Annotated in this window: 27 protein-coding genes; 11 read left to right on the forward strand and 16 right to left on the reverse strand. The window is 72.7% G+C overall.

The features are described 5' to 3' along the window. Positions 1-5: 5 nt before the first annotated feature. From ACZ60B_RS14020 to ACZ60B_RS14050, 7 genes are all read right to left on the reverse strand, one after another. Positions 6-971, reverse strand: a complete 966-nt coding sequence (locus ACZ60B_RS14020; protein WP_469386522.1) for a hypothetical protein — start codon at positions 969-971, stop codon at positions 6-8. A gap of 11 nt (positions 972-982) precedes the next feature. After that, positions 983-2,455, reverse strand: coding sequence for an APC family permease (locus ACZ60B_RS14025; protein ID WP_469386525.1), 1,473 nt, complete (start codon positions 2,453-2,455; stop codon positions 983-985). Positions 2,456-2,695: 240 nt separating this feature from the next. Beyond that, positions 2,696-4,099 (reverse strand): Si-specific NAD(P)(+) transhydrogenase, encoded by a 1,404-nt coding sequence (sthA, locus tag ACZ60B_RS14030; RefSeq protein ID WP_469386527.1) that lies wholly within the window; start codon positions 4,097-4,099, stop codon positions 2,696-2,698. Between the two features lie 71 nt (positions 4,100-4,170). Further along, positions 4,171-4,377 carry a hypothetical protein gene (locus tag ACZ60B_RS14035; RefSeq protein WP_469386529.1) on the reverse strand — a complete coding sequence of 69 codons (207 nt, stop codon included), beginning with the start codon at positions 4,375-4,377 and terminating at the stop codon, positions 4,171-4,173. Positions 4,378-4,571: 194 nt separating this feature from the next. Continuing rightward, positions 4,572-5,690 (reverse strand): PP2C family protein-serine/threonine phosphatase, encoded by a 1,119-nt coding sequence (locus tag ACZ60B_RS14040; protein ID WP_469386532.1) that lies wholly within the window; start codon positions 5,688-5,690, stop codon positions 4,572-4,574. Between the two features lie 192 nt (positions 5,691-5,882). After that, positions 5,883-6,770 carry a Gfo/Idh/MocA family protein gene (locus tag ACZ60B_RS14045; protein WP_469386534.1) on the reverse strand — a complete coding sequence of 296 codons (888 nt, stop codon included), beginning with the start codon at positions 6,768-6,770 and terminating at the stop codon, positions 5,883-5,885. Between the two features lie 122 nt (positions 6,771-6,892). Beyond that, on the reverse strand, positions 6,893-7,135 hold the full coding sequence (locus ACZ60B_RS14050) for a hypothetical protein (RefSeq protein WP_469386536.1): 243 nt from the start codon (positions 7,133-7,135) through the stop codon (positions 6,893-6,895). A gap of 253 nt (positions 7,136-7,388) precedes the next feature. Between ACZ60B_RS14050 and ACZ60B_RS14055 the strand changes: the two genes are divergently transcribed. Further along, entirely contained in the window at positions 7,389-8,207 is an 819-nt protein-coding gene (locus ACZ60B_RS14055; RefSeq protein ID WP_469386538.1) for an SAM-dependent methyltransferase, read from the forward strand. 138 nt (positions 8,208-8,345) lie between these two features. On the opposite strand, the gene ACZ60B_RS14060 is transcribed toward ACZ60B_RS14055, so the two are convergent. Next, on the reverse strand, positions 8,346-9,266 hold the full coding sequence (locus ACZ60B_RS14060) for a helix-turn-helix domain-containing protein (RefSeq protein ID WP_469386540.1): 921 nt from the start codon (positions 9,264-9,266) through the stop codon (positions 8,346-8,348). A 127-nt stretch (positions 9,267-9,393) separates the two neighbouring features. Beyond that, complete coding sequence (locus tag ACZ60B_RS14065) at positions 9,394-9,624, reverse strand: DUF397 domain-containing protein (protein WP_469386542.1); 231 nt, start codon at positions 9,622-9,624, stop codon at positions 9,394-9,396. Positions 9,625-10,158: 534 nt separating this feature from the next. Between ACZ60B_RS14065 and ACZ60B_RS14070 the strand changes: the two genes are divergently transcribed. Further along, complete coding sequence (locus ACZ60B_RS14070) at positions 10,159-10,704, forward strand: hypothetical protein (protein WP_469386544.1); 546 nt, start codon at positions 10,159-10,161, stop codon at positions 10,702-10,704. Between the two features lie 76 nt (positions 10,705-10,780). Here ACZ60B_RS14070 and ACZ60B_RS14075 read toward each other — a convergent pair whose 3' ends face one another. Next, positions 10,781-11,140, reverse strand: a complete 360-nt coding sequence (locus ACZ60B_RS14075) for a hypothetical protein (protein WP_469386546.1) — start codon at positions 11,138-11,140, stop codon at positions 10,781-10,783. A 140-nt stretch (positions 11,141-11,280) separates the two neighbouring features. Here ACZ60B_RS14075 and ACZ60B_RS14080 point away from each other — a divergent pair, with 140 nt between their 5' ends. After that, a complete protein-coding gene (locus ACZ60B_RS14080) occupies positions 11,281-11,565 on the forward strand; it encodes a DUF5133 domain-containing protein (RefSeq protein ID WP_469386548.1) in 285 nt (94 codons plus the stop codon). 64 nt (positions 11,566-11,629) lie between these two features. Next, positions 11,630-11,845, forward strand: coding sequence for a hypothetical protein (locus tag ACZ60B_RS14085; protein ID WP_469386550.1), 216 nt, complete (start codon positions 11,630-11,632; stop codon positions 11,843-11,845). Between the two features lie 113 nt (positions 11,846-11,958). Here ACZ60B_RS14085 and tgmB read toward each other — a convergent pair whose 3' ends face one another. The 4 genes from tgmB to ACZ60B_RS14105 all read right to left on the reverse strand — a co-directional run bounded on the left by tgmB (position 11,959) and on the right by ACZ60B_RS14105 (position 15,214). Next, the gene (gene tgmB / locus ACZ60B_RS14090; protein WP_469386552.1) at positions 11,959-12,945 is read right to left on the reverse strand and encodes an ATP-grasp ribosomal peptide maturase; all 987 of its coding nucleotides are present in this window, start codon (positions 12,943-12,945) and stop codon (positions 11,959-11,961) included. Between the two features lie 16 nt (positions 12,946-12,961). Further along, entirely contained in the window at positions 12,962-13,153 is a 192-nt protein-coding gene (tgmA, locus tag ACZ60B_RS14095) for a putative ATP-grasp-modified RiPP (protein WP_152887452.1), read from the reverse strand. Between the two features lie 157 nt (positions 13,154-13,310). After that, complete coding sequence (locus ACZ60B_RS14100; RefSeq protein WP_162468528.1) at positions 13,311-13,592, reverse strand: DUF1232 domain-containing protein; 282 nt, start codon at positions 13,590-13,592, stop codon at positions 13,311-13,313. 380 nt (positions 13,593-13,972) lie between these two features. After that, complete coding sequence (locus ACZ60B_RS14105) at positions 13,973-15,214, reverse strand: hypothetical protein (RefSeq protein WP_469386555.1); 1,242 nt, start codon at positions 15,212-15,214, stop codon at positions 13,973-13,975. Between the two features lie 365 nt (positions 15,215-15,579). On the opposite strand from ACZ60B_RS14105, the gene ACZ60B_RS14110 reads away from it, so the two are divergent. From ACZ60B_RS14110 to ACZ60B_RS14125, 4 genes are all read left to right on the forward strand, one after another. Further along, positions 15,580-15,990, forward strand: a complete 411-nt coding sequence (locus ACZ60B_RS14110; RefSeq protein WP_469386557.1) for a hypothetical protein — start codon at positions 15,580-15,582, stop codon at positions 15,988-15,990. After that, positions 15,987-16,763, forward strand: a complete 777-nt coding sequence (locus ACZ60B_RS14115; protein ID WP_469386559.1) for a hypothetical protein — start codon at positions 15,987-15,989, stop codon at positions 16,761-16,763. Before ACZ60B_RS14110 ends, ACZ60B_RS14115 begins: the two co-directional genes overlap by 4 nt. A gap of 38 nt (positions 16,764-16,801) precedes the next feature. After that, positions 16,802-17,320: a roadblock/LC7 domain-containing protein gene (locus ACZ60B_RS14120; protein WP_469386561.1), complete on the forward strand. Its 519-nt coding sequence runs from the start codon at positions 16,802-16,804 to the stop codon at positions 17,318-17,320. A 121-nt stretch (positions 17,321-17,441) separates the two neighbouring features. Continuing rightward, positions 17,442-17,816: a roadblock/LC7 domain-containing protein gene (locus ACZ60B_RS14125; RefSeq protein WP_450664444.1), complete on the forward strand. Its 375-nt coding sequence runs from the start codon at positions 17,442-17,444 to the stop codon at positions 17,814-17,816. Positions 17,817-17,831: 15 nt separating this feature from the next. On the opposite strand, the gene ACZ60B_RS14130 is transcribed toward ACZ60B_RS14125, so the two are convergent. Further along, positions 17,832-18,254 (reverse strand): hypothetical protein, encoded by a 423-nt coding sequence (locus ACZ60B_RS14130; protein ID WP_469386563.1) that lies wholly within the window; start codon positions 18,252-18,254, stop codon positions 17,832-17,834. 411 nt (positions 18,255-18,665) lie between these two features. Between ACZ60B_RS14130 and ACZ60B_RS14135 the strand changes: the two genes are divergently transcribed. The 3 genes from ACZ60B_RS14135 (at position 18,666) to ACZ60B_RS14145 (ending at position 21,662) form a co-directional block, all read left to right on the forward strand. Continuing rightward, a complete protein-coding gene (locus ACZ60B_RS14135; protein ID WP_469386565.1) occupies positions 18,666-19,196 on the forward strand; it encodes a helix-turn-helix transcriptional regulator in 531 nt (176 codons plus the stop codon). An 83-nt stretch (positions 19,197-19,279) separates the two neighbouring features. Next, a complete protein-coding gene (locus ACZ60B_RS14140) occupies positions 19,280-20,635 on the forward strand; it encodes a DUF2306 domain-containing protein (protein ID WP_469386567.1) in 1,356 nt (451 codons plus the stop codon). A 58-nt stretch (positions 20,636-20,693) separates the two neighbouring features. After that, positions 20,694-21,662, forward strand: coding sequence for a serine/threonine-protein kinase (locus ACZ60B_RS14145; RefSeq protein ID WP_469386569.1), 969 nt, complete (start codon positions 20,694-20,696; stop codon positions 21,660-21,662). On the opposite strand, the gene ACZ60B_RS14150 is transcribed toward ACZ60B_RS14145, so the two are convergent. Then, a complete protein-coding gene (locus ACZ60B_RS14150; RefSeq protein WP_469386571.1) occupies positions 21,601-22,566 on the reverse strand; it encodes a DUF1152 domain-containing protein in 966 nt (321 codons plus the stop codon). The genes ACZ60B_RS14145 and ACZ60B_RS14150 overlap by 62 nt on opposite strands. Positions 22,567-22,825: the final 259 nt, after the last annotated feature.

Consider the following 22,825-nt stretch of genomic DNA (forward strand, 5'->3'; position numbering starts at 1 on the left):
CGGAGTCACACCGGTGATCCCAACTCCTTGTGCCACTTGGCGAGTTGCTGGTGCGGATCGCCGGTGTACGACCATGGCGTACGCGTCGCCCGGCGGCCGAGCATCCGCAGCAACGGACCCGCGACGTCCTCGGCACCCGCCAGACAGGCGGCGTGCGCGAGGTGGTTGAGGTCACGCAGGTCACTCGGTTCGACCGGGGCGTCCAGGTCGGCGCGGTCCGCCAGCCAGCGCTGCCAGGTGCGCCGTACGTCGCTCACCGCGCCGTCGTCGTCCCAGTGCCGGCCGAGCCGCATCGCGGCCCGGCTGCCTTGCGCCGCGTCCAGGGCGTAGCGGTACTCCTCCACCCGGGCGTACTGCACCAGGACCGGCAGCGCGCAGCCGGGCGGCGCCGAGCCCGCCGCGTCGCGGGCGAAGTCGTACATGACGCCGTGGGTGCCGTGCCAGCGCGCGGAGTAGTAGTGCAGCACCTGGAGGTGGCCCTCCACGCTGTACGGGTCTCGCTGGTGCAACTCGTCCCACCAGCGCGCCAGTTCCTGCCGCCGTACCCCCGACGGGTACAGCCGGGCCACGGAGATCAGGGAGACCCATGGCGTCGGATCCTGGGGCAGGGCCTCGGCCGCCCGCAGGCACGCCAGCACCGCGGTGTCGACCCGGTGCTGGTCGATGGGCACACCCCGGCCGGCGGCGATGGCCAGGGTGAAGGCCCGCACCGCCTCGGTGGCCGCCCGCAGCACCAGCGCGTCGGCGCTGTGCGGCTCGGCGGCCAGCCAGGTCTCGACCGCGGAACTGTCCATGCAGGCCTGCGCGAGCAGCCGGACCCGGTGTCCCCGGGCGGCCCAGTCGGGGCCGGTGGCCCGCAGCAGTTCCCGCAGCCCCTGCCAGCGGCCGATGACGATGTCGTGCCGGGCGGAGGTGACGGCCGTGTCCCCGCAGTCGGGGTCGAAGTCGGGAGCGAAACGGTCTCGCGCCATCGGATTCCCCCTCAGAAGTCGGTGGGGAGGCCCTCGTGGGCGGCCGAGGCCGCGGCGGCACGGTCGGCCGGGACGTACTCCGTCGCGACCGTGCGGCTGGCGTCCAGCCGGGCGGGCCGGTAGTAGTCGCTGCCCTGCCGCCAGTACCAGAACATCGGGACCAGTCCGACGGCCAGCCCGCCGACGCCGATCGCGACGGCCGCCGCGCTCAGCTCGCCCAGCGACTCGACGAAGATCCAGAACATGAACAGGGCGCCGAACAGCGGCCACACCCCGCCGAACACGAAGTTGGCGGGCGATCTCAGCAGCATCCTGCGGTAGGCGACGACCACCGCGAGGCCCGCGAGACCGTAGTACACCGCGATCAGGAGACCGATCGCCGAGATGGCGTCCGCGAGGATGTCGCCCACCGAGCCCAGCGCGTTGGCCGCCACGAACATCGCGAGCGCCACCGCGCCGACCACCGTGATCGCCACCCACGGGGTGTTCCAGGTGCGGTGCACCCGGCCCAGCGCGGCCGGCATCGTACGGTCCCGGCCCATCGCGAACAGCGAGCGGGTGACCTGGATGAGCGTGGTCTCCAGGGTGGCGATGGTGGACAGCATCACCGCCACGGTCAGCAGTCTGCCGCCCCAGCCCGGCCAGATCTCCTCACCCAGTGCCCCCAGCACGTTGGCGGCGTTGTCCTCGATCTGCTCGGTGGACAGGATCACGTTCACCACGATCGTGAACACCTCGAACAGCAGGAACACGGTCCCCACCCCGATCAGGCCCGCCAGTCCTGTCGTACGGCGGCTGTTGCGGGTCTCCTCGCTCAGATTGCTGGTGACGTCCCAGCCCCAGTAGTAGAACGCGGCGACCAGCGCGCCCGACGCGAACCCCGACACCCCGTCGAAGTGTCCGAACCCGAACCAGGACCAGTCGAAGGCGCGGGCGTTGCCCGAGTGGAAGAGCGCGAGCACCGCGAACAGGACCAGTATGGCCAACTCGACGCCGGACATGAGAAGTTGCGCGCGGACGGTGAGCCGCGCGCCGCCCAGCACCACGCCCAGCATCAGCAGGAACCAGGCGGCGCCGACGAGCGTGGACAGCGCGGTGTCGTCGGCGAGGCCCTCGTCGAAGAGCGCGAGCGTCATCGAACCGGCGGGCAGTGACCCGGCCACCATGAAGACGGTCGCCGAGACCACCAGCGCCCAGCCGCTGACGAACCCCAGGAAGGGATGGAGCGTGCGCCCCACCCACGAGTAACTGGCGCCGGCGTTCACGTCGATGCGGCTGAGATAGCTGAACGCCAGCGCTATGCCGAGCATGGGTATCACGCAGTACAGCAGAGCCGCGGGGCTGGCCACACCGACCGCGCCGACCAGTACCGCGGTGGTCGCGGCCAGCGAGTAGGCCGGAGCGCTGCCCGCGACCGCCATCACCACTGTGTCGAACGTACCGAGGGCGTTGGCCTGGAGTCCCCTGCCCCTGCTCTTGCTCATGGCTGTGCTGCTTTCCGTCGTGCACGACGCGAGGGCGGCCGGTCCGGCCCCGACGACGTCGGGGGGTGGGGCGCGGCCGCCGTGCGCCGGAGGGGGATGACCTCGGTTCAGGGGCGGCGAAGGAGCAGGTGGCCGCCGTTCAACCGCTGGATCGGCGAAAGATCACACCGAGTGTGCGAGTGATGATAGCCCCAAGATCCCCGGCCCGGTTTCCGGCCGGGCCCCGGTCCGGTCCCCGGATCAGTCCCCGATACGGTCCAGTTGACGCAGCTTGTTGGTGGCGTCCAGCGCCGCGACCTTGTAGGACTCGGCGAGCGTCGGGTAGTTGAACACCGCATTGACCAGGTAGTCGACCGTTCCGCCGCAGCCCATGACGGACTGTCCGATGTGGATCAGCTCCGTCGCCCCGGTGCCGAAGCAGTGCACACCGAGCAGCTTGCGGTCCTCCGGGGAGACCAGCAGCTTCAGCATCCCGTGCTGATCGCCGATGATCTGTCCGCGCGCCAGCTCCCGGTAGCGGGCTATGCCCACCTCGAACGGCACGCAGTCCTCGGTCAGCTGGTCCTCGGTCCGGCCCACGAAGCTGATCTCGGGGATGGTGTAGATGCCGATCGGCTGGAGGTGGTCCATCTGCCCGACCGGCTCCCCGAAGGCGTGGTACGCCGCCGAACGCCCCTGCTCCATCGAGGTGGCGGCCAGCGCCGGGAAACCGATGACGTCGCCGACGGCGTAGATGTGCGGCACCTCGGTGCGGTAGTGCTCGTCGACGGTGATCCGGCCACGCCGGTCGGCGGTCAACCCGGCCTTGTGCAGGTCGAGTTCGTCGGTCAGGCCCTGCCGGCCCGCCGAGTACATCACCGCGTCCGCCGGTATCTTCTTGCCGCTCTCCAGCACGGTCAGCGTGCCGCGCGCATGGCGTTCGACGGCGGCGACCGTCTCCCCGAACCTGAACGCGACGGCGAGGTCGCGCAGATGGTACTTCAGCGACTCGATGACCTCGACGTCGCACATGTCGAGCATCCCGGCCCGCTTCTCGACCACGGTGACCTTGCTGCCGAGCGCGGCGAACATGGAGGCGTACTCCATGCCGATCACCCCCGCGCCCACGATCACCATGGAACGCGGAACCCCTTCCAGGGTGAGGACGTTGTCCGAGTCGAGGATCGTCCGCCCGTCGAACTCCACGGTCTCGGGCCGGGCCGGCCGGGTGCCGGTCGCGATGACGATGTGCTCGGCCGTCAGCAACTGGTCCTGGCCGTCGGCCTCGCGCACGGCGACCGTGTGGGCGTCGACGAAGCGGCCGATACCGGCGTACAGGGAGATCTGGTTGCGGGAGAGCTGGTTGCGGATGACGTCGACCTCGCGGCCGACCACGTGCTGGGTGCGCGCGGTCAGATCGCCGACGGTGATGTCGTCCTTGAGGCGGTAGCTCTGCCCGTACAGATCGCGCTGGGTGAGTCCGGTCAGATAGAGCACCGCCTCCCTCAGCGTCTTGGAAGGGATGGTGCCGGTGTGTATGGAGACCCCACCGACCATGTCGGGGCGGTCGACGACGGCGACCCGGCGGCCGAGCTTGGCGGCGGCGATGGCGGCCTTCTGGCCACCGGGTCCTGAACCGAGGACGAGCATGTCGAAGTCTGGCACCCTCGGGAGTCTGTCAGCCCGAAGGTGCCTTTCGAAAGGGTGTACCGGCTAACGGGGAGCCGTTCCGCGTCCTACGGCAGCAGCTTCTCCATGGCGGCGGGGCCCTCCTTGTCCAGCTTCCGCCGGGCCCATTCCAGGTTGCTCGGGGTCACGTCCCGGCCGGTGGCGAGCACCAGGTCCTCCGGTGCCACCTCCGTGCCGGTGCGGGTGTGGAGCAGGTTGTCCGGGGTGACGCGCTCCCGGACCTGCCGGGACGCGTCGGTCTGTGACGTCTCCATGATCACTGCTCCTCGGGTCCGTGGGGACTGCTTCGGCCCGGTGCCTGCACCGGGGCCCACTATCACCATTCATCGCGCGGGCGCGGTGCGCATCCGGAAGACGCGGGTGCCCCGGTACGGGCGGGACTCACCCGGATGTCCGAGCCGATTCCGACCGGCCCGGACGACCGCTCGCTCTCCGGGAAATCCCCAGGTCAGCGTGATGCGGTGAGATCAGGGGCGAGGATGAGGCAGGTGACGTCGTCGTGGACCGTCGACGTGCCGCAGAACCGCAGGACGTCGGCCCACACCCGCTCGGCCAGGTCCTCGGGGTCGTCACCGTGCTCCGCGGCGAGCGCGGCGAGCCGCTCGGGCAGTGGGTAGAAGGCCCCGGTGGCGTCCCTGCTCTCCCAGACCCCGTCGGAGGCCAGGACGAGACGGTCGCCCGGGCACAGCCGTACCGTGCCCTCGCCGTGCGGTGAGGCGTCGGGCAGCCCGAGACCGAGCGGCGGCCAGGGGGCGCTGCCGACCTCGCGGGCCGTTCCGTCGTGCAGCAGCAGGGGCGGCGGATGGCCACAGGTCACGATCCGCACCATGTCCGCCTCCGGCGAGATGTCCAGCAGCACGGCCGTCGCGAACCGCTCGTCACGCCGGTTCTGCGCCGCGTCCACCAGCAGCCTGCGGTCCAGCCGGCCGACGATCGACTCCAGGTCGGGGTGGTCCAGCGCCGCCTCCCGGAACGTCCCCAGCAACAGGGCCACCGTCGCCACCGCCGCCAGCCCGTGCCCCTGCACGTCGCCGAGGACGGCCCGCACACCGTGCGGACCCTCGCGTACGTCGAAGAAGTCCCCGCCGACCAGCGTTCCGTGCTGCGCCGCGCGGTAGAGAGCCGCGCAGCGCACCGGGCCGACCCGCTCCGGCACCTCCGGCACGACCGCGCGCTGCGCCGCCTCGGCGACCGTGCGCTCCAGGTCGAGCTGGGCGTCCCGGCGGCTGCGCACGTACGACACGAAGATGCTCAGCAGGGCCACGAAGCAGACGGTCAGCAGGTCGGTGTTGCCCGGACGGTTCAGCTGGAACGCCGGGACCGTCAGCACCACGACCGCGACCAGACCGAGCAGGGCCGTCGCGAGCGGCCCGTACGACAGCACCGCCAGGGGCGGGATGGCGCCCAGCAGGAAGCCGATGTCGAGCGGATCCGGGCTCAGCAGCGTGACCACCGCCACGACGCAGATCAGGACGGGCGGCAGCGCCCGGACCCACCGGGGCGGCGGCGCGCCCCGCAGCCAGCCCCGGCGGTCCCGGCGGAGTGACCCGGCACGCACGCTTCCCACACCACCACGCTCCTACGTCGGCGCGCGCGCCGCACGTCCGGAGGCCGGCGTCCGGACGCGCGGCGCGCTGCCGAGCGGTGTGCGCGGTCGCTCGGCGTGCGCGGTCGCTCGGTGTGGACGGCCGTTTTCGCGTTGCCCGGTCCGCGTCGGCGGGTTCCCGTCGGCCGGTCCGTGTCGGTCAGTCCCTGTCGGTCAGTCCGTGTCGGCGGTCAGGAGCGTTTCGGCCGCGGTGAGGATCTCGGTGACCCGGAGGGCGAACACGGCGTCGCACGGGTGCGGGACGCCGGTGCGGGCGGCCTCGCGCAGGGCGTCGACGGCGCGGCCGAAGGCGGGCACGGCGCCCTCGGAGCGCTCGGGCAGCAGGGTCACTCCGTGCTCGCCCCGGAGCTCGACGACCGCCCCCGCCGCCGCGGCCGGTGCGGTGAGGCTGAGGGTCAGCGTGCTGGAGGCGCCGCCGATGTGCCGGAGGACCACGTGGACGGTGTCACCCGGACCGTGCGCCGCGGCGGTCACCCGCCGGACGTCGCCGAGCAGCGGGAGCAGCACGGACAGGGCGTGCGGACCCACGTCCCACAGCGCGCCCTTCTCCCGCCGCCAGGGCGAGGCCGCGAACGGGCTGTCGGAGGTGAACACCGCGCCGAGCCACTGCGCCCGCCCGGTGAACCAGCCGCCCACCCCCGCCTGCTCGTCGACCCAGGCCGCGGGGTCCGCCAGGAAGCGGGTGGTGAAGAAGACCACCGAGGCGACACCGGTCTCGCGCACGGCGTCGACCACGGCGCGTCCCCGTTCGACGTCGGTCGCGACGGGCTTGTCCAGCAGCAGATGGCACCCGGCCCGCGCGGCCCGCGCCGCCAGACCCGCCTGGATGTCCGGGGGAAGGGCCACGGCCACCGCGTCGACCTCGGCGAACAGCGCGTCCACGTCGTCGTACGGCCGGGTGCCGTGCTGTTCGGCCAGTTCCTTCGCCGCGTCGGCGCGACGGCCCCAGACACCCGCGAAGTCGACCTCGGGATGTGCGGCGAGGGCGGGAGCGTGGACCAGGTGTGCCCAGGGTCCGGTTCCGAGCAGTCCGATGCGCATGCCGCCGCCTTCCACCGTGCCGCACGGTCCTCCGGCCGGCGCCCTCGTGGCGGCCGGCCGTGGGCGAGCCTCGCACACGACCCGGCCGACGCGCACGCCTCCCGGTGCTCGGTGCTCGGTGCTCAGGCCGCGCGGGCCGCCGGGGCGGTCCCGGGCCCGCCCTCGGGTGCGGGGTGCTCGGCGGGGCGCTGCTCGGGGTCCTCCCGCGCGTCCCGGCGGCCGCCCCGCACCAGGCGCAGCTGCCGACGCCCACCGGCGTGCCGGCGTCTCGAGTCGGCGGGACGCAGCATGTGGTCCTCCACCCGGTCCATCACGATCAGCAGGGCGGACAGCAGCGGCAGCAGCAGAACGGCGACCACGATCACGACATCCCCTCCCGGCGATCCATCACCTGCGAGTGCTCAGGTCCCGACGCCTGATGCGTGTCCGAAAGGTGAAGAATCCGTGGTGGTCCGCGGCAGGTCGGCACGGCCGACGAGAAACGCCCTGCTGACAGGTTGCGCGAGCAACCTGGCTGTTCCACAGGGAGTTTGGCGCACAGGCTGGAACGGCAGAACGCCAAGTCCCTAGGATGTACCGTCAGTCGTGCAGGTGGCACGGTACGGAGCTGGGGGAGCGATGCACATGGAAAAGCAGCTGTCCACGAAGATCGATGCCAATGTGCCGACCGCCGCCCGGATGTACGACCACTATCTCGGCGGCAAGGACAACTACGCGGCGGACCGGGCGGCCTGCGAGGAGCTCGACAAGGTCGTCCCCAGCACCCGTCGGCTCGCCGTGAACAACCGCCGCTTCCTCCAGCGGGTGGTCAGGACCCTGGCGGCCGACTACGGGATCCGCCAGTTCCTCGACCACGGCTCAGGCCTGCCCACCCAGGACAACGTGCACCAGGTCGCCCAGCGCGTCGACCCCAGCGCGCACGTCGTCTACGTCGACAACGACCCGATGGTGCTGGTCCACGGCCGGGCACTGCTGGAGCAGGACGAGCGCACCACCGTCATCCACGCCGACCTGCGGGCCACCGACCAGATCTTCGACCACCCGGACACCCGGCGTCTGATCGACTTCTCGGAGCCGGTGGCGGTGCTGTTCAACTCGGTCTTCCACTGCATCCCGGACAGCGAGACCGACGGTCCGCAGGCCGTCGTACGCCGGGTGAGCGAGCGACTCGCGCCCGGCAGCTTCCTGGTGATGTGCCAGCTGGTCAGCGAGGACGCCGAGGTCCGCGCGTTCGTCACCGACTTCATGGACAAGGCCACGCAGGGGCACTGGGGCCGGGTTCGCCAGGAGAAGGACCTCGCCGCCCTGTTCGACGGCACGGAGATCCTGGAGCCGGGCCTGGTGGAGGTGTCCGGCTGGCGCCCGGACAACGAGGTGGCGCCGCGCCAGCTCACCCAGGAGTGGATCGAGTTCGGCGGCGTCGGCCGCCTCCGCTGACCCGGCCCCGGAACCCGGCCGCGCAACCCGACGCAGAACACGGCCGGGGTTCCGCGGTGTTCACGGGCAGGAACCGCGAGTGGTGCTCACGAGCGGCGTTCGCGAGCGGCGTTCGCGAGCAGGGATCGTGAGTGACGCTCAGGACCGCTGATAGCGCCCCGCCATCGTCGCGCGCAGCAACCGCAGCGACTCGCGCGGGCTGAGCGCCTCGTCCGCCAGCCGGTCCAGCGCGAGCCGGTACTCCTCGGTCTCGTCCCGGTCCTCCAGGAAGTTCGCGCTTCTTATGTGTTCGAGGTAGACGACGTCGGGCAGGTCGAGTCCGCCGAAACGCAGATAGGTGATCGGTATGGCGGGCGCCGACGCGTTCGTCACGTCCAGGGGCACGACCTGCACGGTCACATGGGGTCGCTGGGCCATCTCGACCAGGTGGGCGAGCTGTTCGCGCATCACCGTGGGACTGCCCAGCACCCGCAGCAGGACCGACTCGTCGACGACCGCCCACAGTTGAGGGGCGTCCTTGCGGGACAGCAGCTCCGCCCGGCGCATCCGCAGCTCGACCCGGCGCTGCACCTCGGCGGCCGACGCGTTGGGCAGACCCCGCTCCACCACGGCCCGGGTGTAGGCGGGCGTCTGCAACAGGCCCGGTACGTACTGGATCTCGAACGTACGGATGGTGGCGGCGGCCTCCTGCAACCCGACCAGACGGTCGAACCACTCCGGCATCAGCCGTTTGTCGTACCGCTGCCACCATCCGGGCTCGCCCGCCCGCCGGAGCAGCTTGAGCAGGACCGAGGTCGCGTATTCGTCCGTGCCGTAGAGCTCGAGCAGCGCACGGACGTCGTGCTCCGTCGGCGGCCTGCGGCCCTTGCCCGACTCGATACGGGAGAGCTTCGCCCCGCTGAACCCCAGGGTGCGCGCCGCCTGGTCCTGGGAGAGGCCCGCGTCCTCCCGGAAGCCGGCCAGCTGCACGCCGACCAGCATCTTGAGCAAAGTCGGGGCAGGCTCGGGTCTGTCCAGATAAGGTTCGAGACGGGAGATGCGATGCGACTCGGCGGACATCCTGACTCCCAGCTGACCGGCAGAAGTGCCAACCACCCTATCGCACGCTTCCGGTCTCCTTCATGTGTGGCCGGAAAGCAGGGGAGTTGGATTCCGCTCGCGCTCGCTGTCCGCTGTCGCGGCGGGTTCACAGCAGATGGTCGAACTCCCCCTCCTTCGCCCCGGCGAGGAACGCCGCCAACTCGGACGGCGTGTAGACGAGCGCGGGCCCGTCGGGATCACGGGAGTTGCGCACCGCGATGCCTCCGCCGGTCAGCGAGGCGACTTCGACACAGTTGCCCTCGGCGTTGCTGTGGCGGCTCTTGACCCAGGTGGCGTCCAGTGAACTGGCCCGCACACCGTTGTGTACTCCTGGCACCGACGTCTCCTCGCTGTTCGATCCTCGCCGTTGTTCACGTTCCTCGTCGAACCCCGCGTACGACCGTCGAATTTCGCGCAATTTCTCGTGCAATTGCACGCGGAGGCCTTCAGCGTGGATAATAGCCGTGGCGTCAACCCCCGTGTGGACGCCGCAACCTGACCTCACATCAGGGGGATGCCGTGTCGTCACCTGCACCCGGAGCGGTCCGGCCGGCGGGCGAGGCCGCGCTGTCGGCAGGTGGGACCGGTATCAGTGGGGCGCCGGTGCGAACCGTCCACTCCGCACATCCCGGGGAGCGGCCGCCGCCGGGAGCCGGCTCGTCCAGCGGCTCCCGTGCCGGCTGCGGCCACGGAGGACCCGTACCCGCCCGCCGTGCCGCCGGGACACCGGCCGGGCGCGGCCCACGCCCCGTCCGAGGACCTGCGCGACCACGGGAGCCGGACCGCCCGGCCCTCGCGAGCACCGCCGCCCGTGCCGAGCCGTCGCCCGGCCCCCTCCGCTGACACGACCGCCGTGGAAAGGCTCACCGCCATGCGTCCCGCTCCGACCGCACAGCCGAGCACGCAGCGCACCGACAGCGACACACCCGCGCGGGGCGTGGCCAGGACCGCGCCCCTGATGGCCCTGGGGCAGGTGCCCTGGCACGAGATCAAGGACTCCTCCGGTTCCGCGGCGGCCATCCCGCTGCTGCTCAACAGCGTCGCCTGGGGTGACGCCGAGACGGCCAGAAGCGCGCTCGACGACTTGAGGAAACGCATCTGCCAGTTCGGCTTCGTCGTGGAGCAGGCCACCGCCGCCACCGTCCCGTTCCTCTGGGAGCTCGCCCGGCTCCCGCAGGTCACCTGCCGGGCGCAGATCATCCAGTTGCTCGGCAACATCGCCGACGCCCGCCAGTGGGAGGCCACGGCCGCCGTCTACCCCAAACTGCTCAACCACCACGAGAACCACGTCGTCTGGGAGCGCAAGGCGCGGCAGGCCGTCCGGGCGCGCCGGGCCGAGCTGCGCCACCTGATGGCCGAGGACGACGCCGAGATCGCCCGCGCCACCACGGAACTCGCCCGCGCGCTGGAGGAGTGAACCCTCCGAACCGTCTCGCAGTCCCACCACGGCGTCCGGGGCGTGGCGGACGCCTGAACGCCCGCCGGGGCGCCGGTCAGGCCGCGCTGCTCCGGTGGGTGCGGTGACGGCACGCCGAGTCGTGGTCGGCGCCCAGGCTGGTCCACCAGCGCTCGCAGCACGCGGCGTCGAGCTGGGAGCGGACCGCCTGGTCCAGGGCGGTGCGGCCGGCGTGCGCGGCCGAGGTCGCGTGCAGCCGTCGCAGTCGGGCCGCGTCCCTGCGGTGGTCGCACAGGACGCTCTCACGCAGGACGGCGATCACCGGCACGAGACTCGCGGCCACGAACAGGCACCCGGCCCACGCGGGCCCGAAGCGGAACTCGAGGACGGCGGGCCAGGCCAGTCCGGAACCGGTGGCGAGGTAGAGGGCGCAGAGCAAGCGGCTGGAGCGGGACATCGGGGTACACCGTTCGTTCAGAGGGGCGTGCCCCTTGTTCAACTGCGTACGGCTGATTTGGAAGCGGGCGGTTTCGGATGCCGTGCATGTCCGGCGGCGGACCGGGCAGACGGAGCGCACATCCGAGAGAGGGGCGTCGCGTGCTGGTTCCGGACCCGAAGGTCGTCAGAAGACTGCTCGCCCGCTACGCGTCGTTGCAGATCGCCCGTGCCGAACGGGACGGCTCGGCCGCCGCGGCCCGGGAGCTGGAGGACGTCAGCTACACCCTGTGCGTCCTGATGGGAACCGAGGGGGTGCGTGAGGCGATCACCAGGGCCGATGCCCTGCTGGCGGCCACTGCGTACGGAAAGACCGGTGTGTCGGCGGCTGTCCGGTTCTCCCCCGTCTCTCCCGGAATTAACACCGAGGTGTGCGAGGGCGCCTAGACTCGGCAATCGTGCCGAGGCGCAGCAGCGCAAGAGGCGTACCAGACGAAAGGCACGTTGCCCGGTGTTCCACGATTCCCCCATCTACGACCGACTCATCGCGGAACGCGGAGACGTTCCCGGCCAGGTACGCCGGGAGGCCGAACGCGTCAGCAGGGAACTGGAGATAGTGCTGCGCCCGACGCAGGCGCTCGGCTATCCCGAGACCGCGCCGCGCGCCTCCTCGCCCGGTGCCGGTTGGCAGCGGACGGCCCTGATGCCGGGGCAGTCGCCGCGCTGACCGACCCTTCGGCCGGCCGAGGGCACGCCGGGGTGTGCGTGGGTCGGGACGGGGGCCCGGCGCACGGTACGGGCCGGGGAGGCCTGGGTGTGGGGGTGCGTGCGGGCCGGGGTTCACGGCATGGCGGTACCGGTGCAGTGGGCGTGTTCCGGGTGCGCGTCCGCCGCCGGCCGGCCCAGCCACTGCGCGATGACGTGGGCGATGGGCTGGCCGGTGTCCACCTCGACGAACCCGAACTGGCCCGACTGGTTGCACTCCAGGAACCACCAGGTGCCGTCGGCGTCCTCGGCGAAGTCGAAGGCGCCGTAGGCCAGTTCCGCCCCGCGGAGGTAGGCGCGTACCCCGTCGGCGACCCGTGGCGGCACCTCGACGGGGCGCCACGGCACGGCGGACGAGGCGTAGCGCACGTCCACCAGGTCGGGATCGGCGTCCGGGTCCGCCGCCTTGCGGGCCGCCAGCATCCGCTCGCCGACGACGGTCAACCGGATGTCGGCGCTCTTGGCGACCCGGCGTTGCAGCAGTGTCGGGCCGTACGCCACCGCCGTGAAGTCGGCGTCCGGTGCCACCCGGCTGGTCGGCACCGCCCGGGGCGGATCCTGCGGGTGCGCTCCCGAGACGGGCTTCACGACCAGATCCGGATAGCGTTCCGCGAACTCGCGGGCGGCCTGGGGGAAGGTCGTGATCAGCGTGGCCGGGACGGGCAGCCCGGTGCGCTGGGCGAGATGGAGCTGCCAGGGCTTGTGGCGGGCGCGCACGGCCGCGTCGGGATGGTTCATCCAGCGTGCGCCGCTGCCGCGGAGCATGCCGTAGAGGGCCTGTGAGGACTCCTCGGCCAGCCAGGCGGAGGCGCCGGCGGCGTGGGCGGCCGGGGCGCCGGGCCTGCGGACCCAGACGGAACGCAGGCCCTCGATGCTCACCAGGCGCCCCGCGGAGGACAGATGGCCGCGGAAGGCACCGTGGACGTACTCGCCGGACAGCGCGACGCCGTTGGTGAGATCCGCCGGGTCGAGCCGGACCACGGGGACGCCGGTCGCGTTCAGGTGGACGATCACCATGTCCGTGGTGACGTCTTCTTCACAGGTGAGGATCAGTACGGTCATGGTCGGCCGCTCGTGTTCAGTCGTCGAAGTGGGTCTTCGAGCCCGCCGTCGAGGTCGTGGTCCCGAGTTCTCTCAGCAGGGCGTGGTCGCGGGCGGCTATCCGACCGTCGAAGAGCACGTTCAACTGCCGTCCGGAGTCGTAGGCGTACGGAGTCACGAACTCCAACTCCGCCGCTGGGCGTGCGTAGTTGAGCGCGAACGGTTGCATGGTCTCTCCCTCTTCGGTACTGCCTCGATCAAGCGGTGTCGCCCGGCCGTGTCACTCGGCCCGTTGTCTTCGTGCGACCCCCAGGTACTTATACGAATCGAACGGGTGATTGGTTTCCTTACTCTCCGTGACATTTGGCGCGAGGAGCGCCGGTTGGTCAGCCCTCGGCACCGGAGCGGTCGGGAGAACGGTGCAGGGTGCGGAGGGCGAGCAGGAGCACTCCGATGTCGTCGAGATAGACGGGATCGGGCAACAGGTCGGTCGGCAGTACGAAATACAGGACCGCGCCCCAGAAGACCCAGCGCGGCCCGGTGGGGAGTCCCGCGCGGCGCAGGCCCTGCCGGGCCCGGACCAGCCGCACCAACACCCCGACGGCCAGGGCGAACAGAAGCACCGCCGCCACCACGGCGACGGTGATGAACGTGGTGGTCGAATCCACGGACCCTCCCTCGCGCGGTCTGCCGCGCAGCGTCTGGGCTACCCCGGTACTTTCCCCCGCCTTTGGTAGTCGAATGCCCGTTTTTGTCGGCGGAAAGCACGTTTGCTGAGGCCGCTTCACCCGGCTGCTCCACCCCGGCGGCGCGGAGATCGCGGGCGCCTGGTCATGGCCGGGGCCGAGTCGGCTGCCGCGCTTCGGGGATGCCCGACCCCGGTCCGGTCGCGTCCCCGGCCGTCGCCGAGCGCGCCACGGCGTCGGTCGCGCACTCTCCGTGACGGGCGGGGCTCCGGGTGCTGGTCCGCCGACCGGCTCCGCCGGACCGGCCGACGGCGCGTTTCCCGGTCCCGGGCGCTCGCCCGGAGCGGGAACGACCGCCGCGCTCAGCGATCGGCCGGAGGCTCCGCATGCGTCGTACCCGGCGTGCCCGCCGTACCTGCCACGCCTGCCGTACCCGTCGTGCTCGTCGTCCCGGCCGCTCCGGCGGGCTCGTCCGGGGTGGTGGGCGGGGGCGGGGTGTCCGTGGCGGCCGGGGCCGCCCAGGGGCGCCCGCCCTTCGGGCCGGCCTTGAAGCGTTCCAGCGTGCGCGTCAACTGCTGGAACGGGGAGCCGCCCGCGCGGGGGGCCGGGGGTCGACTTCCGGCGCCCTCGCGGTACGCGGCCAGCGCCTCGTTGGCCCGCTCGGCGGCCTCCCGGTACAGATCGCGGGACTGCGTCATGGCCTCGAGCGCCTCGGCGTACATCGCCACGAGCTTGCGCTCGCGGTCCAGTTCCTCCTCCAGCGTCAGCAGCCGCCAGTCCTCCCGCAGCCGGGTCAGGGCGGCCTCGGCGCCGGCCGGCAGCGGCCGGGGCGACGCGGCGAAACGTGTCACCGCGTCGAGCACCTCGGTCGGCTCCGAGCCGTCCAGGAAGACACTGCGTACGGCGAACGCGGACGCGTCGTGGTCGGGCGCGACCGGGGTCCCGGGCAGCACCACGGCGCCGCCGCGCGGCAGTTCCACCCCGAACTCGCGCAGCGCCCAGTTCACCGAGCGCAGCTGGTGCGGCGCGGCCCGGTGCTCCACCACCCGGTGGTGCAGACCGGGTCCGAGCAGCGGGGTCAGCGGGCGGCGCCCCCGCTGGTCGGGGGTCATGGCCTCGTGGACGACGAGATGGACGGCCCAGCTGCCGCGCACCGCGGAGCGCAGCAGACGCCGCAGCTCCTTGTCGTCCTCGGGGAGCGGGTTGGTGTCCAGGAACCGCAGGCGGGTGGTGGCCTCGTGGTCCCAGGCGGTGTCCCGCTCCTGCGGCCAGAACATGGTGGCCGGGGAGGGCCAGCGCTGGTCCCACGGCTGCTCGGCCTCCGCGACCAGCGTCCAGTCCTGCCCGAAGGCCGTGTCCTCGGTGAGCGTCAGCCGCGCCCGCACGGTCACCTGCGGCCCGACCAGCCAGCGGGCCTCGAAGATCCGCTCGTCCGGGGCACTGTCGGACTCCGGTACCTCCAGCCAGTCCAGGACCACCTCGGTGTCCTTGAGCGTACGGAGGTTCTTGCGCAGGGCGTCGGCCGCTGCCGGGCCGAGATGGCGGCCCCGGACGAGCCAGACCGTCGGGGGAAGGGTGGGCTGCGCGGTGGGAGAGGTCGGCATGAGTCCATCTGTGGTGCGGGGACGACGTGCGAGAACCAGTATCGTCGTCCCGGGGTGCGTACGGCCAGGCGGGGGTGGTCCGGCGCGTCGCACCCATGTGGTGCGCGAGGTTCTCGGTGTACCACCGGCGCACACCCGTGACCGGTCCCGCTCGGGCGCCTGGCGGTCGTGGACGGACGGGTCCCCTCCGGGCCGGGAGGGGCGGACCTGCGCGCTCCCTCAGGGCCGGTCCGGCCGGCGATCGTCCTCGGCCATAACTGCGCATGTTCCTTTGGAAAATGCCAAAGCCCTCACCCGCAGCCGACACATTCCGTAGTCTCAACATCACGTTCGCGATACATCCGTGCGGGGAGGGGGGTTCCTGCGTGCCCGGAATCGACGAGAGTCTGCTGGACGCCATGCGGGTGCCCGGTGCCCGAGGCGCCGCGGTGATCGACTGGGTCAGTGGGCTCGCCCTGGGCGTGGTCGGCGAGGCGTCCGGCGGGGACCACGAGGCCGCGGCCGCGGAGACCGCGGAGTTCGCGCGGGCCGCGCTGGAGAGCCGCTCCTTCGCACCCGAGGACGTCGGTGACGGGCCGGAGCCCGACCCGGGCACGGCACCGCCCGTCCAGGACGTGATCGTCACGACCCCCGACTCGTACCACGTGCTCACCTTCGTCTCCACCCCCTTCGACAGCAGCGTCTTCCTCCACCTCTGGCTGAACCGCGCCGACGGAAACCTGGCCCTGGCACGCATCCGACTGGCCGAGACGGCGAATCGGCTGGTGCTCGGATGACCCCGTTACCGCTGACGGACGCCACCGTCCTGAACTCGCTCGAAAGCCTCGCCGCCGACCGCGCGACCGGTGCCCTCAGCGGAGAGCGCGGCACCTTCTACCTGGTGGCCGGACGCGTCGCGCACGTGGACTCCCCGTTCGCCCCCGACCTGGGCCTGCTGCTCACCGGCAGCGGTGCCGTCGACCCCGACGGCTGGCAGGAGGCACTCGACCGGGGCGGCAGGCGCCGCAGCGTCGGCCGGCAACTCGTCGACAGCGGGCGGCTCGCCGCCGGAGCGCTGGAACTGTGCCACCTGGGCGTGCTGTTCGACGCCGCGTACTTCGCCCTCGGCCGTACCGGCCGCGCGCCGCGCTTCCGCCCCGACATCGGGCACTGGCTCGGTGCGGTCCGGCCCGTGCCGGTGGACACCGTCGTACGGGAGTCGCAGCGGCGGCGTGACCAGCTCCAGCGCATCTGGCCCGAGCCCGACATCGACAACGCCCCCCTCGTGCGGGTGCCCGGCGTCCGCGCGGCGGCGCTGCCCACCCGGCGCGGCCGCGCGCTGGCGCAGGTCGACGGAGTGCGCACGGCCGCCGAGATCGCCTCGGCGCTGGCCTGGCGGACGTTCCCCACGCTCGTCGAACTGCGGCGCCTGGCCGCCGACGGCCTCGTCACCACCGTATCCGCCCCGCCCGTGCCCCCCGCCCCGGCCCTTCCCTGGCAACCGGCGGCCCAGGACGAGATCGACACCGCCCTCCTGCGGCGGCTTCGAGACGCCCTGGAGGCCCTGTGATCCGCGCGCGACGACAGCGTGCCGAAAGGAGACTGGTCATGGCCGTCGAAGCCGACGTCCTGAGCGAACTACGCCGACTGCGCACCCGTATACCCCTGCTCGCGGGATCCCTGGCGGCCAGCGCCGACGGTCTCGTCCTCGCCCAGGACCTGCCGGACGCCGAGACGGAGGGGCTGGCGGCGCTCACCGCGGCAGCCCTCGGCGTCGCCCACCGCATGGTGGACACCGCCCGGCGCGGCGAGTTCTGCGAACTGCTGGTGCGCGGCACCGACGGCTACGTGGCGACGTACGCGGCGGGGCCGTCCGCCGTGCTCACCCTGCTCGCCGACGACCGAGCCAACGTCGGCCGGCTCCATCTGGAGGGCAGACGCAGCGGCGCGCGGATCGCCGAACTCGTCGCGGCCCAGGCCGATTCCGACGCGGGCGTGCGCCGCCCCCGGCGGGCGCTCCCGGACGATCCGCCGCCCCCCGCCGACCCGGGGCGCGCGCTCGGCACCCTTCCGCTGCGGATACCACAGCAGTCCCGGCACTGGCTGCGGCCCGAGGCCGGCAACTAGTGCCGCAACAGGCAACAGGCAACAGGCAACGGCTCAGGGCCCGAGGTCCGCGGCCGCCGGAACGCCGCCCCGAACCATCTCGCTCCTGTTCAACCCCCCTCGATCTGAAAGGACATGAGACATGGCCAACCTGGAAGTCTCCCTCAAGGAATGCCTCAGCTCCATCGACGGCGCGACCGCGGCAGCCCTCGTCGACTACACCAGCGGCATGGCGCTGGGCACGCTCGGCGGCGGCAAGGACTTCGACCTGGAGGTCGCGGCGGCGGGCAACACCGATGTCGTGCGCTCCAAGCTGCGCACGATGGAACACCTCGGTCTCCAGGGCGAGATCGAGGACATCCTGATCACCCTGAGCAGCCAGTACCACCTGATCCGGCTGCTGAAGGGGCGTGACGGGTCGGGGCTGTTCCTCTACCTCGTGCTGGAGTCCAACCGCGCCAACCTGGCGATGGCGCGGCACCAGCTGCGCAAGATCGAGAACGAGCTGGAGATCTGAGCAGGCCGTCCCGGGTCAGCGACGTCCGCGTCGGCCGCGCACCGCGCGGTCGGGCGCGCCGTCACCGGGCGGCCCGCTGAACCCACCGGGGACCAGGCGCGTCGCCGCCCGAGACCCCGGGGGCACGGGCTTTATGCCCGGCTCGGCCGGCCTCGCGAGCGGCGCGGCCCGGCCCAGCACCCGGGTGTGGGGCATCAAGGGGGCGCACGCGGAGCAGACCTCGCTGAGCGTCCACACCTGACCCACCGAGGGATCGTGGCGCAGGACGAGGAGCACCACGCCCCCGCAGGACACCCTGGTGTTCTCGTGCAGCACGCAGCGCTGCTGACGGCACGAACAGGCCGCGTCGGGACGCACCGACGCCGCCTTGGCGTGGGCGGCGGCGTGGGCTTCGGCGAACCGGCGCAGGGCGGCGATGTCGCGGGAACGGGGAGGCATGCTGCACGCCGAGGAGCAGCTCACGGTGGCGGTACGGTCGCGATGTCCCGTCACCCGGATCGTCCAGGACCTGCCGGGACGACGGGCTGAGGGTGCGTCGGGGTAGGTGAGAGCCAAGGCCTTGTGTCCTTCGCGGGAGGTGTCGGGCGGAAAGCCGCTGAAGGAGATCTACCCGCCCCGGCCGCACTCGCAGCATCTGCGCGACCACGGATTGGCCCACGTCGGCGCGGGCCGCCGCTCCGGCGCACAACCCGTCGCGCGGCGGCCGCGCGCTCCCTCCCCGCACGCGGCCCGCCGTGCGGCGCTCCGGTGCCCCGGCTCGCCCGCCCGGCGCAGCCGGCCTCGGGCGGCGCCCCGCGGCCGGCTGCGCCGTCCGTCCGGGGCCGGGTTCCGGGACGATACGGTCAGCCCATGTCCGACGCCCGGTTGACCACCTCCTCCTTCCTCGTCCTCGGCATCATCGACAAGCTCGGCGAGGCGAGTGCGTACGACGTGAAGGTGGAGGCGGCCCGTACGGTCGCGCCGTTCTGGTCCGTACCGCACGCCCAGGTGTACGCGCAGTGCGACCGTCTGCTGGCGGCTGGCCTGCTGGCCCAGGTGCGGCAGGAGAGCGGCCGCAACCGCCGGGTGCTGACGCTGACCGAGTCCGGCCGGAGCGCGCTGCGCGGCTGGCTCGACGACCCGGAGTTCGTGCCGGTGGAGGCCAGGGAACGCGGCATCCTCAAACTGTGGTTCGGCGGCAGCCCCGACGTGCTGGTCCCGGAACAGCTGGACGCCCATGCCCGCACCCTGCGCACCTACGAGGAACTCGCCGCGAGCGTGGGCGACCTGCTGACCCCCGGTCAGCGCGAGGCCCTGGAGTTCGGCCTGCGCTACGAACGGATGATGGCCGACTTCTGGGACTGGGTGGGCCGCCGTGAGGAACGTACGCGGGACCGTTGACGCGCGGCCGGGTCACCCCTACCTTCTCGATAGTCCAGAAGAGACTATCGGTGGCCGGGTCCGGCCGCGGGCAGGGAGCCGTCGTGCGTCGTCCGACGAGGGCCGGCCGGCGCCGTGGCGCCGTCGTCGCGGTGTCCGCGGTCTGCGTGGCCTACGCGCCGATCGCGATGACCGAGCTGTGGCCCTACGCCCGTCCCGGCGCGCCCGCCTTCGGCGAGTGGCTGCTCGGCCGCGCGGTCTCGCCCCGGTACGCGGCCGACGCGCTGGCGACCAGGATCGGTCCGTACCGGCACAGCCTGCTGCCGATGATCGTGCACTCCGTGCTCGGCGGCCTGCTCATGCTGCTGGGTCCCGCGCAGCTGCTGACGGCCGCCCGCGGGCGGGCGCGGGCGCACCGGATCCTCGGCGTGGTCTTCGCGGTGACCGTGTACGCCTCGATGGCGGGCGCCGGAGTGTACCTCGCCCGGACCGCGCCCGCGGACGCGTTCAGCGGCGCGGCGTTCTGGATCGTGCTCGCCGTCATCCTGGTCGGCACGGTGTTCAGCGTGACGTTCGGCGTCCTCGCGGCCGTCGGCGGCTTCCCCGACCTGCACCAGCGCTGGATGCTGCTGTGCTACGGCTTCCTGCTGACCGCTCCGCTGCTGCGGCTGGAGTGGGGCGCGCTGCCGTGGCTGCTGCCGGGGCTGCCCATGACGGACGTCAACCAGGTGGCGATCATGCACCTGGGCTCGGTGGTCGCCCTGGGCGCGCTCGTCGCCTCGCGCACCCTGGACCGGCGCGGGCGGCTGTCCGGCGCGGGCCGTTCGTGGGTACCGCTGCCGGTACTGGCCGCCGCCCATCTGGCCGGCGCGGCGGCCCTCGCCCGGATCACGCACACCTTCCTGGAGGCGGCGGGCCCGGGGCGGCGGCTGCTGTGGGCCTATCTGCTGCCGTACGCGGCCGCCTACGCCGTCATGGCCGTGGGCGCCCGACGCGCCGGACGGCAGGGACGCGCCTGGGCCCGGGAGGAGTGGCTGCTGCAACTGACGGGCCTGTGCCTGGCCCCGGTGCTGTCGGCCGGCACGGCCCCGCTGCTGGAACGGGGGCTGGGACTCGATCCGCACACGGCGCTCGTCGCCGGGGTGTCGATCGGCTGCGGCGTCCTGGCGTTCGCCGCGACGGCCGTGGTGAGCCTGCGGGTCGTGTACGCCCGCGAGGTGCTCAGGCGGGCGGCTCCCGGCGCGCTGCTAGGGCGTGTTTCGAAAGTAGCGTCGTCCGCCCGAAGGGCGGGCCCGGCGGCGTCTGGTGCGTGCGATCGCAAGGCGGAGGGTCGCCCCGATACTGGATGTATCGGGGTGATCCCGACAACGCGGCGAGCGCGCGTGCCAGGCGTCGCCGGGCAGACGGGACTTTCGAAACACGCCCTAGTCGCGTCGCCGGTCGGCGGAACGGTGGCGTAGCCCGGAACGGATCGACCGCGATCGCCCTCGCGATCGAACGCGGCGATCGAACACGTTGGTGCCGTCCAGCGAAGCCGACTCGAACGGATCGGAGGGACAACCTCATGCCGGACGCTCCCGCCACGCCCGCCCCGGACGGGGACGGCCGCTGACCGCCGGGGTGGCGGTCCTGGCCACGGCGGTGGCGGTGATCAGCGTCCTGGTCGGCGGACCGCTGGCCGCCGTCAGCCTCACCGGTCATGTCCTCGGCGCCTGGCCGTCGCCCGGCTCCCTCAGCCCCGGCCTGGTCGGCGCGGCGATGCCGGGCACCTCCCCGGGCCTGTTCGCCGTCGGCCGGGCCGCCCGCTGGCAGGACGTACGTACGCTCGTGTACGCCCTCGGCGTCGTGCTCGTCGGCCTGTTCGCCGTGACCCTGCTCAACGCCGGACGGCTGTACGTCGCCCGCGGCGGCGGCATCGTCCCGGTGCTGTTCAGCCTGGGCTGGCTGTTCGTGCTGGGAGTGCTGTGCGTGGCCGCGCTCGCCACCCTGACCCGGCAGCATCTCGGTGCCGCCCGCCCGGCGCGGCCCCGCGCGCTGCCGCTGCCCGGCTGGTCGAAGCCGCCGCTGGCCGTGCTCGGCTCGGCCTGGCTGGGCATCGGCACGGGCCTGCTGCTGCGACCGGGACTCTGGGCCGCCTTCGTCCCCTGGGACGTCGGCCGGCCCGACGCCCAGGCGCTCGGGGTGTGGGCCCTCGCCCTGGGCACCGGCGTGCTCGGCGCCCTCGCCGAGGACGATCTCGCCCGCACCCGCCCGGCCCTGCCGGCCCTGCCCGGGACCGCGCTCGCCGTGACGCTCGTCCTCGCCGTCCACGCGCGCTCCGTCGACTGGTCGTCCGGCCCCGCGCTGAGCCTGGTCTGCATGCTGGCGGGCCTGGCGGGCCTGGCGGGCGCGGGCGGCCTCGTACTGCTGTCGAGGTCGGCCCCGCTCAGTGCGGGAACACGCGCGGCGGGCGCAGGCTCGGCAGGTCGTCGCGGAACTCCGCTATGACGGAGCTGATCTGCCGGGTCAGGACGGTGTGCTCGATCCGGTCCAGATAAAGGTTGCGACGGGCCAGACCGACCGCGTCGACGCAGAAGTACACGGCCATCAGCGGGTTGACGAACAGCCGGCTGTTCCTCGTCCGCTCGGTGAACCGCACGTCGCCGAAATCGCCGCGCACGGCGGCGGCCACGGAGCCGTTCACGATGCTCGGGTGGTCCGGCGTGCTGTGCTGGGCGTGGGCGACCGCGTCGACGTAGAGGGCGCCCTCACTGCTGTCGTACGGCAGCGAGAACGCGCCCAGCCAGGCACCCTCGCGCTGGAGCGCGGCCAGGTTCTCCAGCACCAGCGCGTGGTTGACCCCGTGATGGGCGTCGACGCCGAAGCCGAGACACGCCACCAGTCGCTGCTCCACCTCGTCGAGACCGGCCACGGCGCCCAGGCTGGCCATGTCCTCCTCGGGGGTGCCGAGCCCGTCCTCGTCCCCGCGCATGAGGATGTCGGTGCCGCCGTCCACCAGCACGATCGCGTCGACCCCGCCGAGGTGGTCCAGGAGCGCGCGGTAGGCGGCGCGCAGCGGGGTGACGCCCGTACGGGACAGCGCGTACACCGTGGACGGCATGCCGTGCAGCTCCAGCCACCGGGCGAGGGTGCGCTCGGGGAAGTAGTCGCCGCGCGCGACGGTGTCCGGGCGGATCGCGGCCACGTCCTGCTCCAGCCACACGTCCAGGTCCAGTCCGTACAGGTCGGCGAAGGACAGGTTCGCCAGCTGGACCTCCTTGCCGGCCGCCCGTAGGGCGAGGGCCAGCGGCAGCCCGGCGTAGATGTCGAATCCGCCGCCCGCGCCGGCGACGAGGATCCGCCGTGCGTCACGCAGACGGGTGAACAGGGGCGGCTCGTGGAGGGTGAACACCGGGGGAAGCTAGCAGCCATCGGTGCGGACTTCACCCGGTTTCCCGCGGCGACCGCGACCGTTCCCGTACGACGGCCCGAGGGGCAGGCACGAGGCACGGGCCGGCGGGCGGCCCGGGCAAGCGGGCGACCCGGACGGACGGCGCGCGGGCCGGGCGGACGGCGGGCGGGCCGGGTAAAAGAGACGGGCGCGGGGGCCGGTAAGTGAGACGGGTGCGGGGCCCGGCGGCAGGTGTGCCGCCGGGCCCCGCGGGGCGGCC

The sequence above is a fragment of the Streptomyces sp. NPDC104096 genome, from assembly GCF_055584385.1.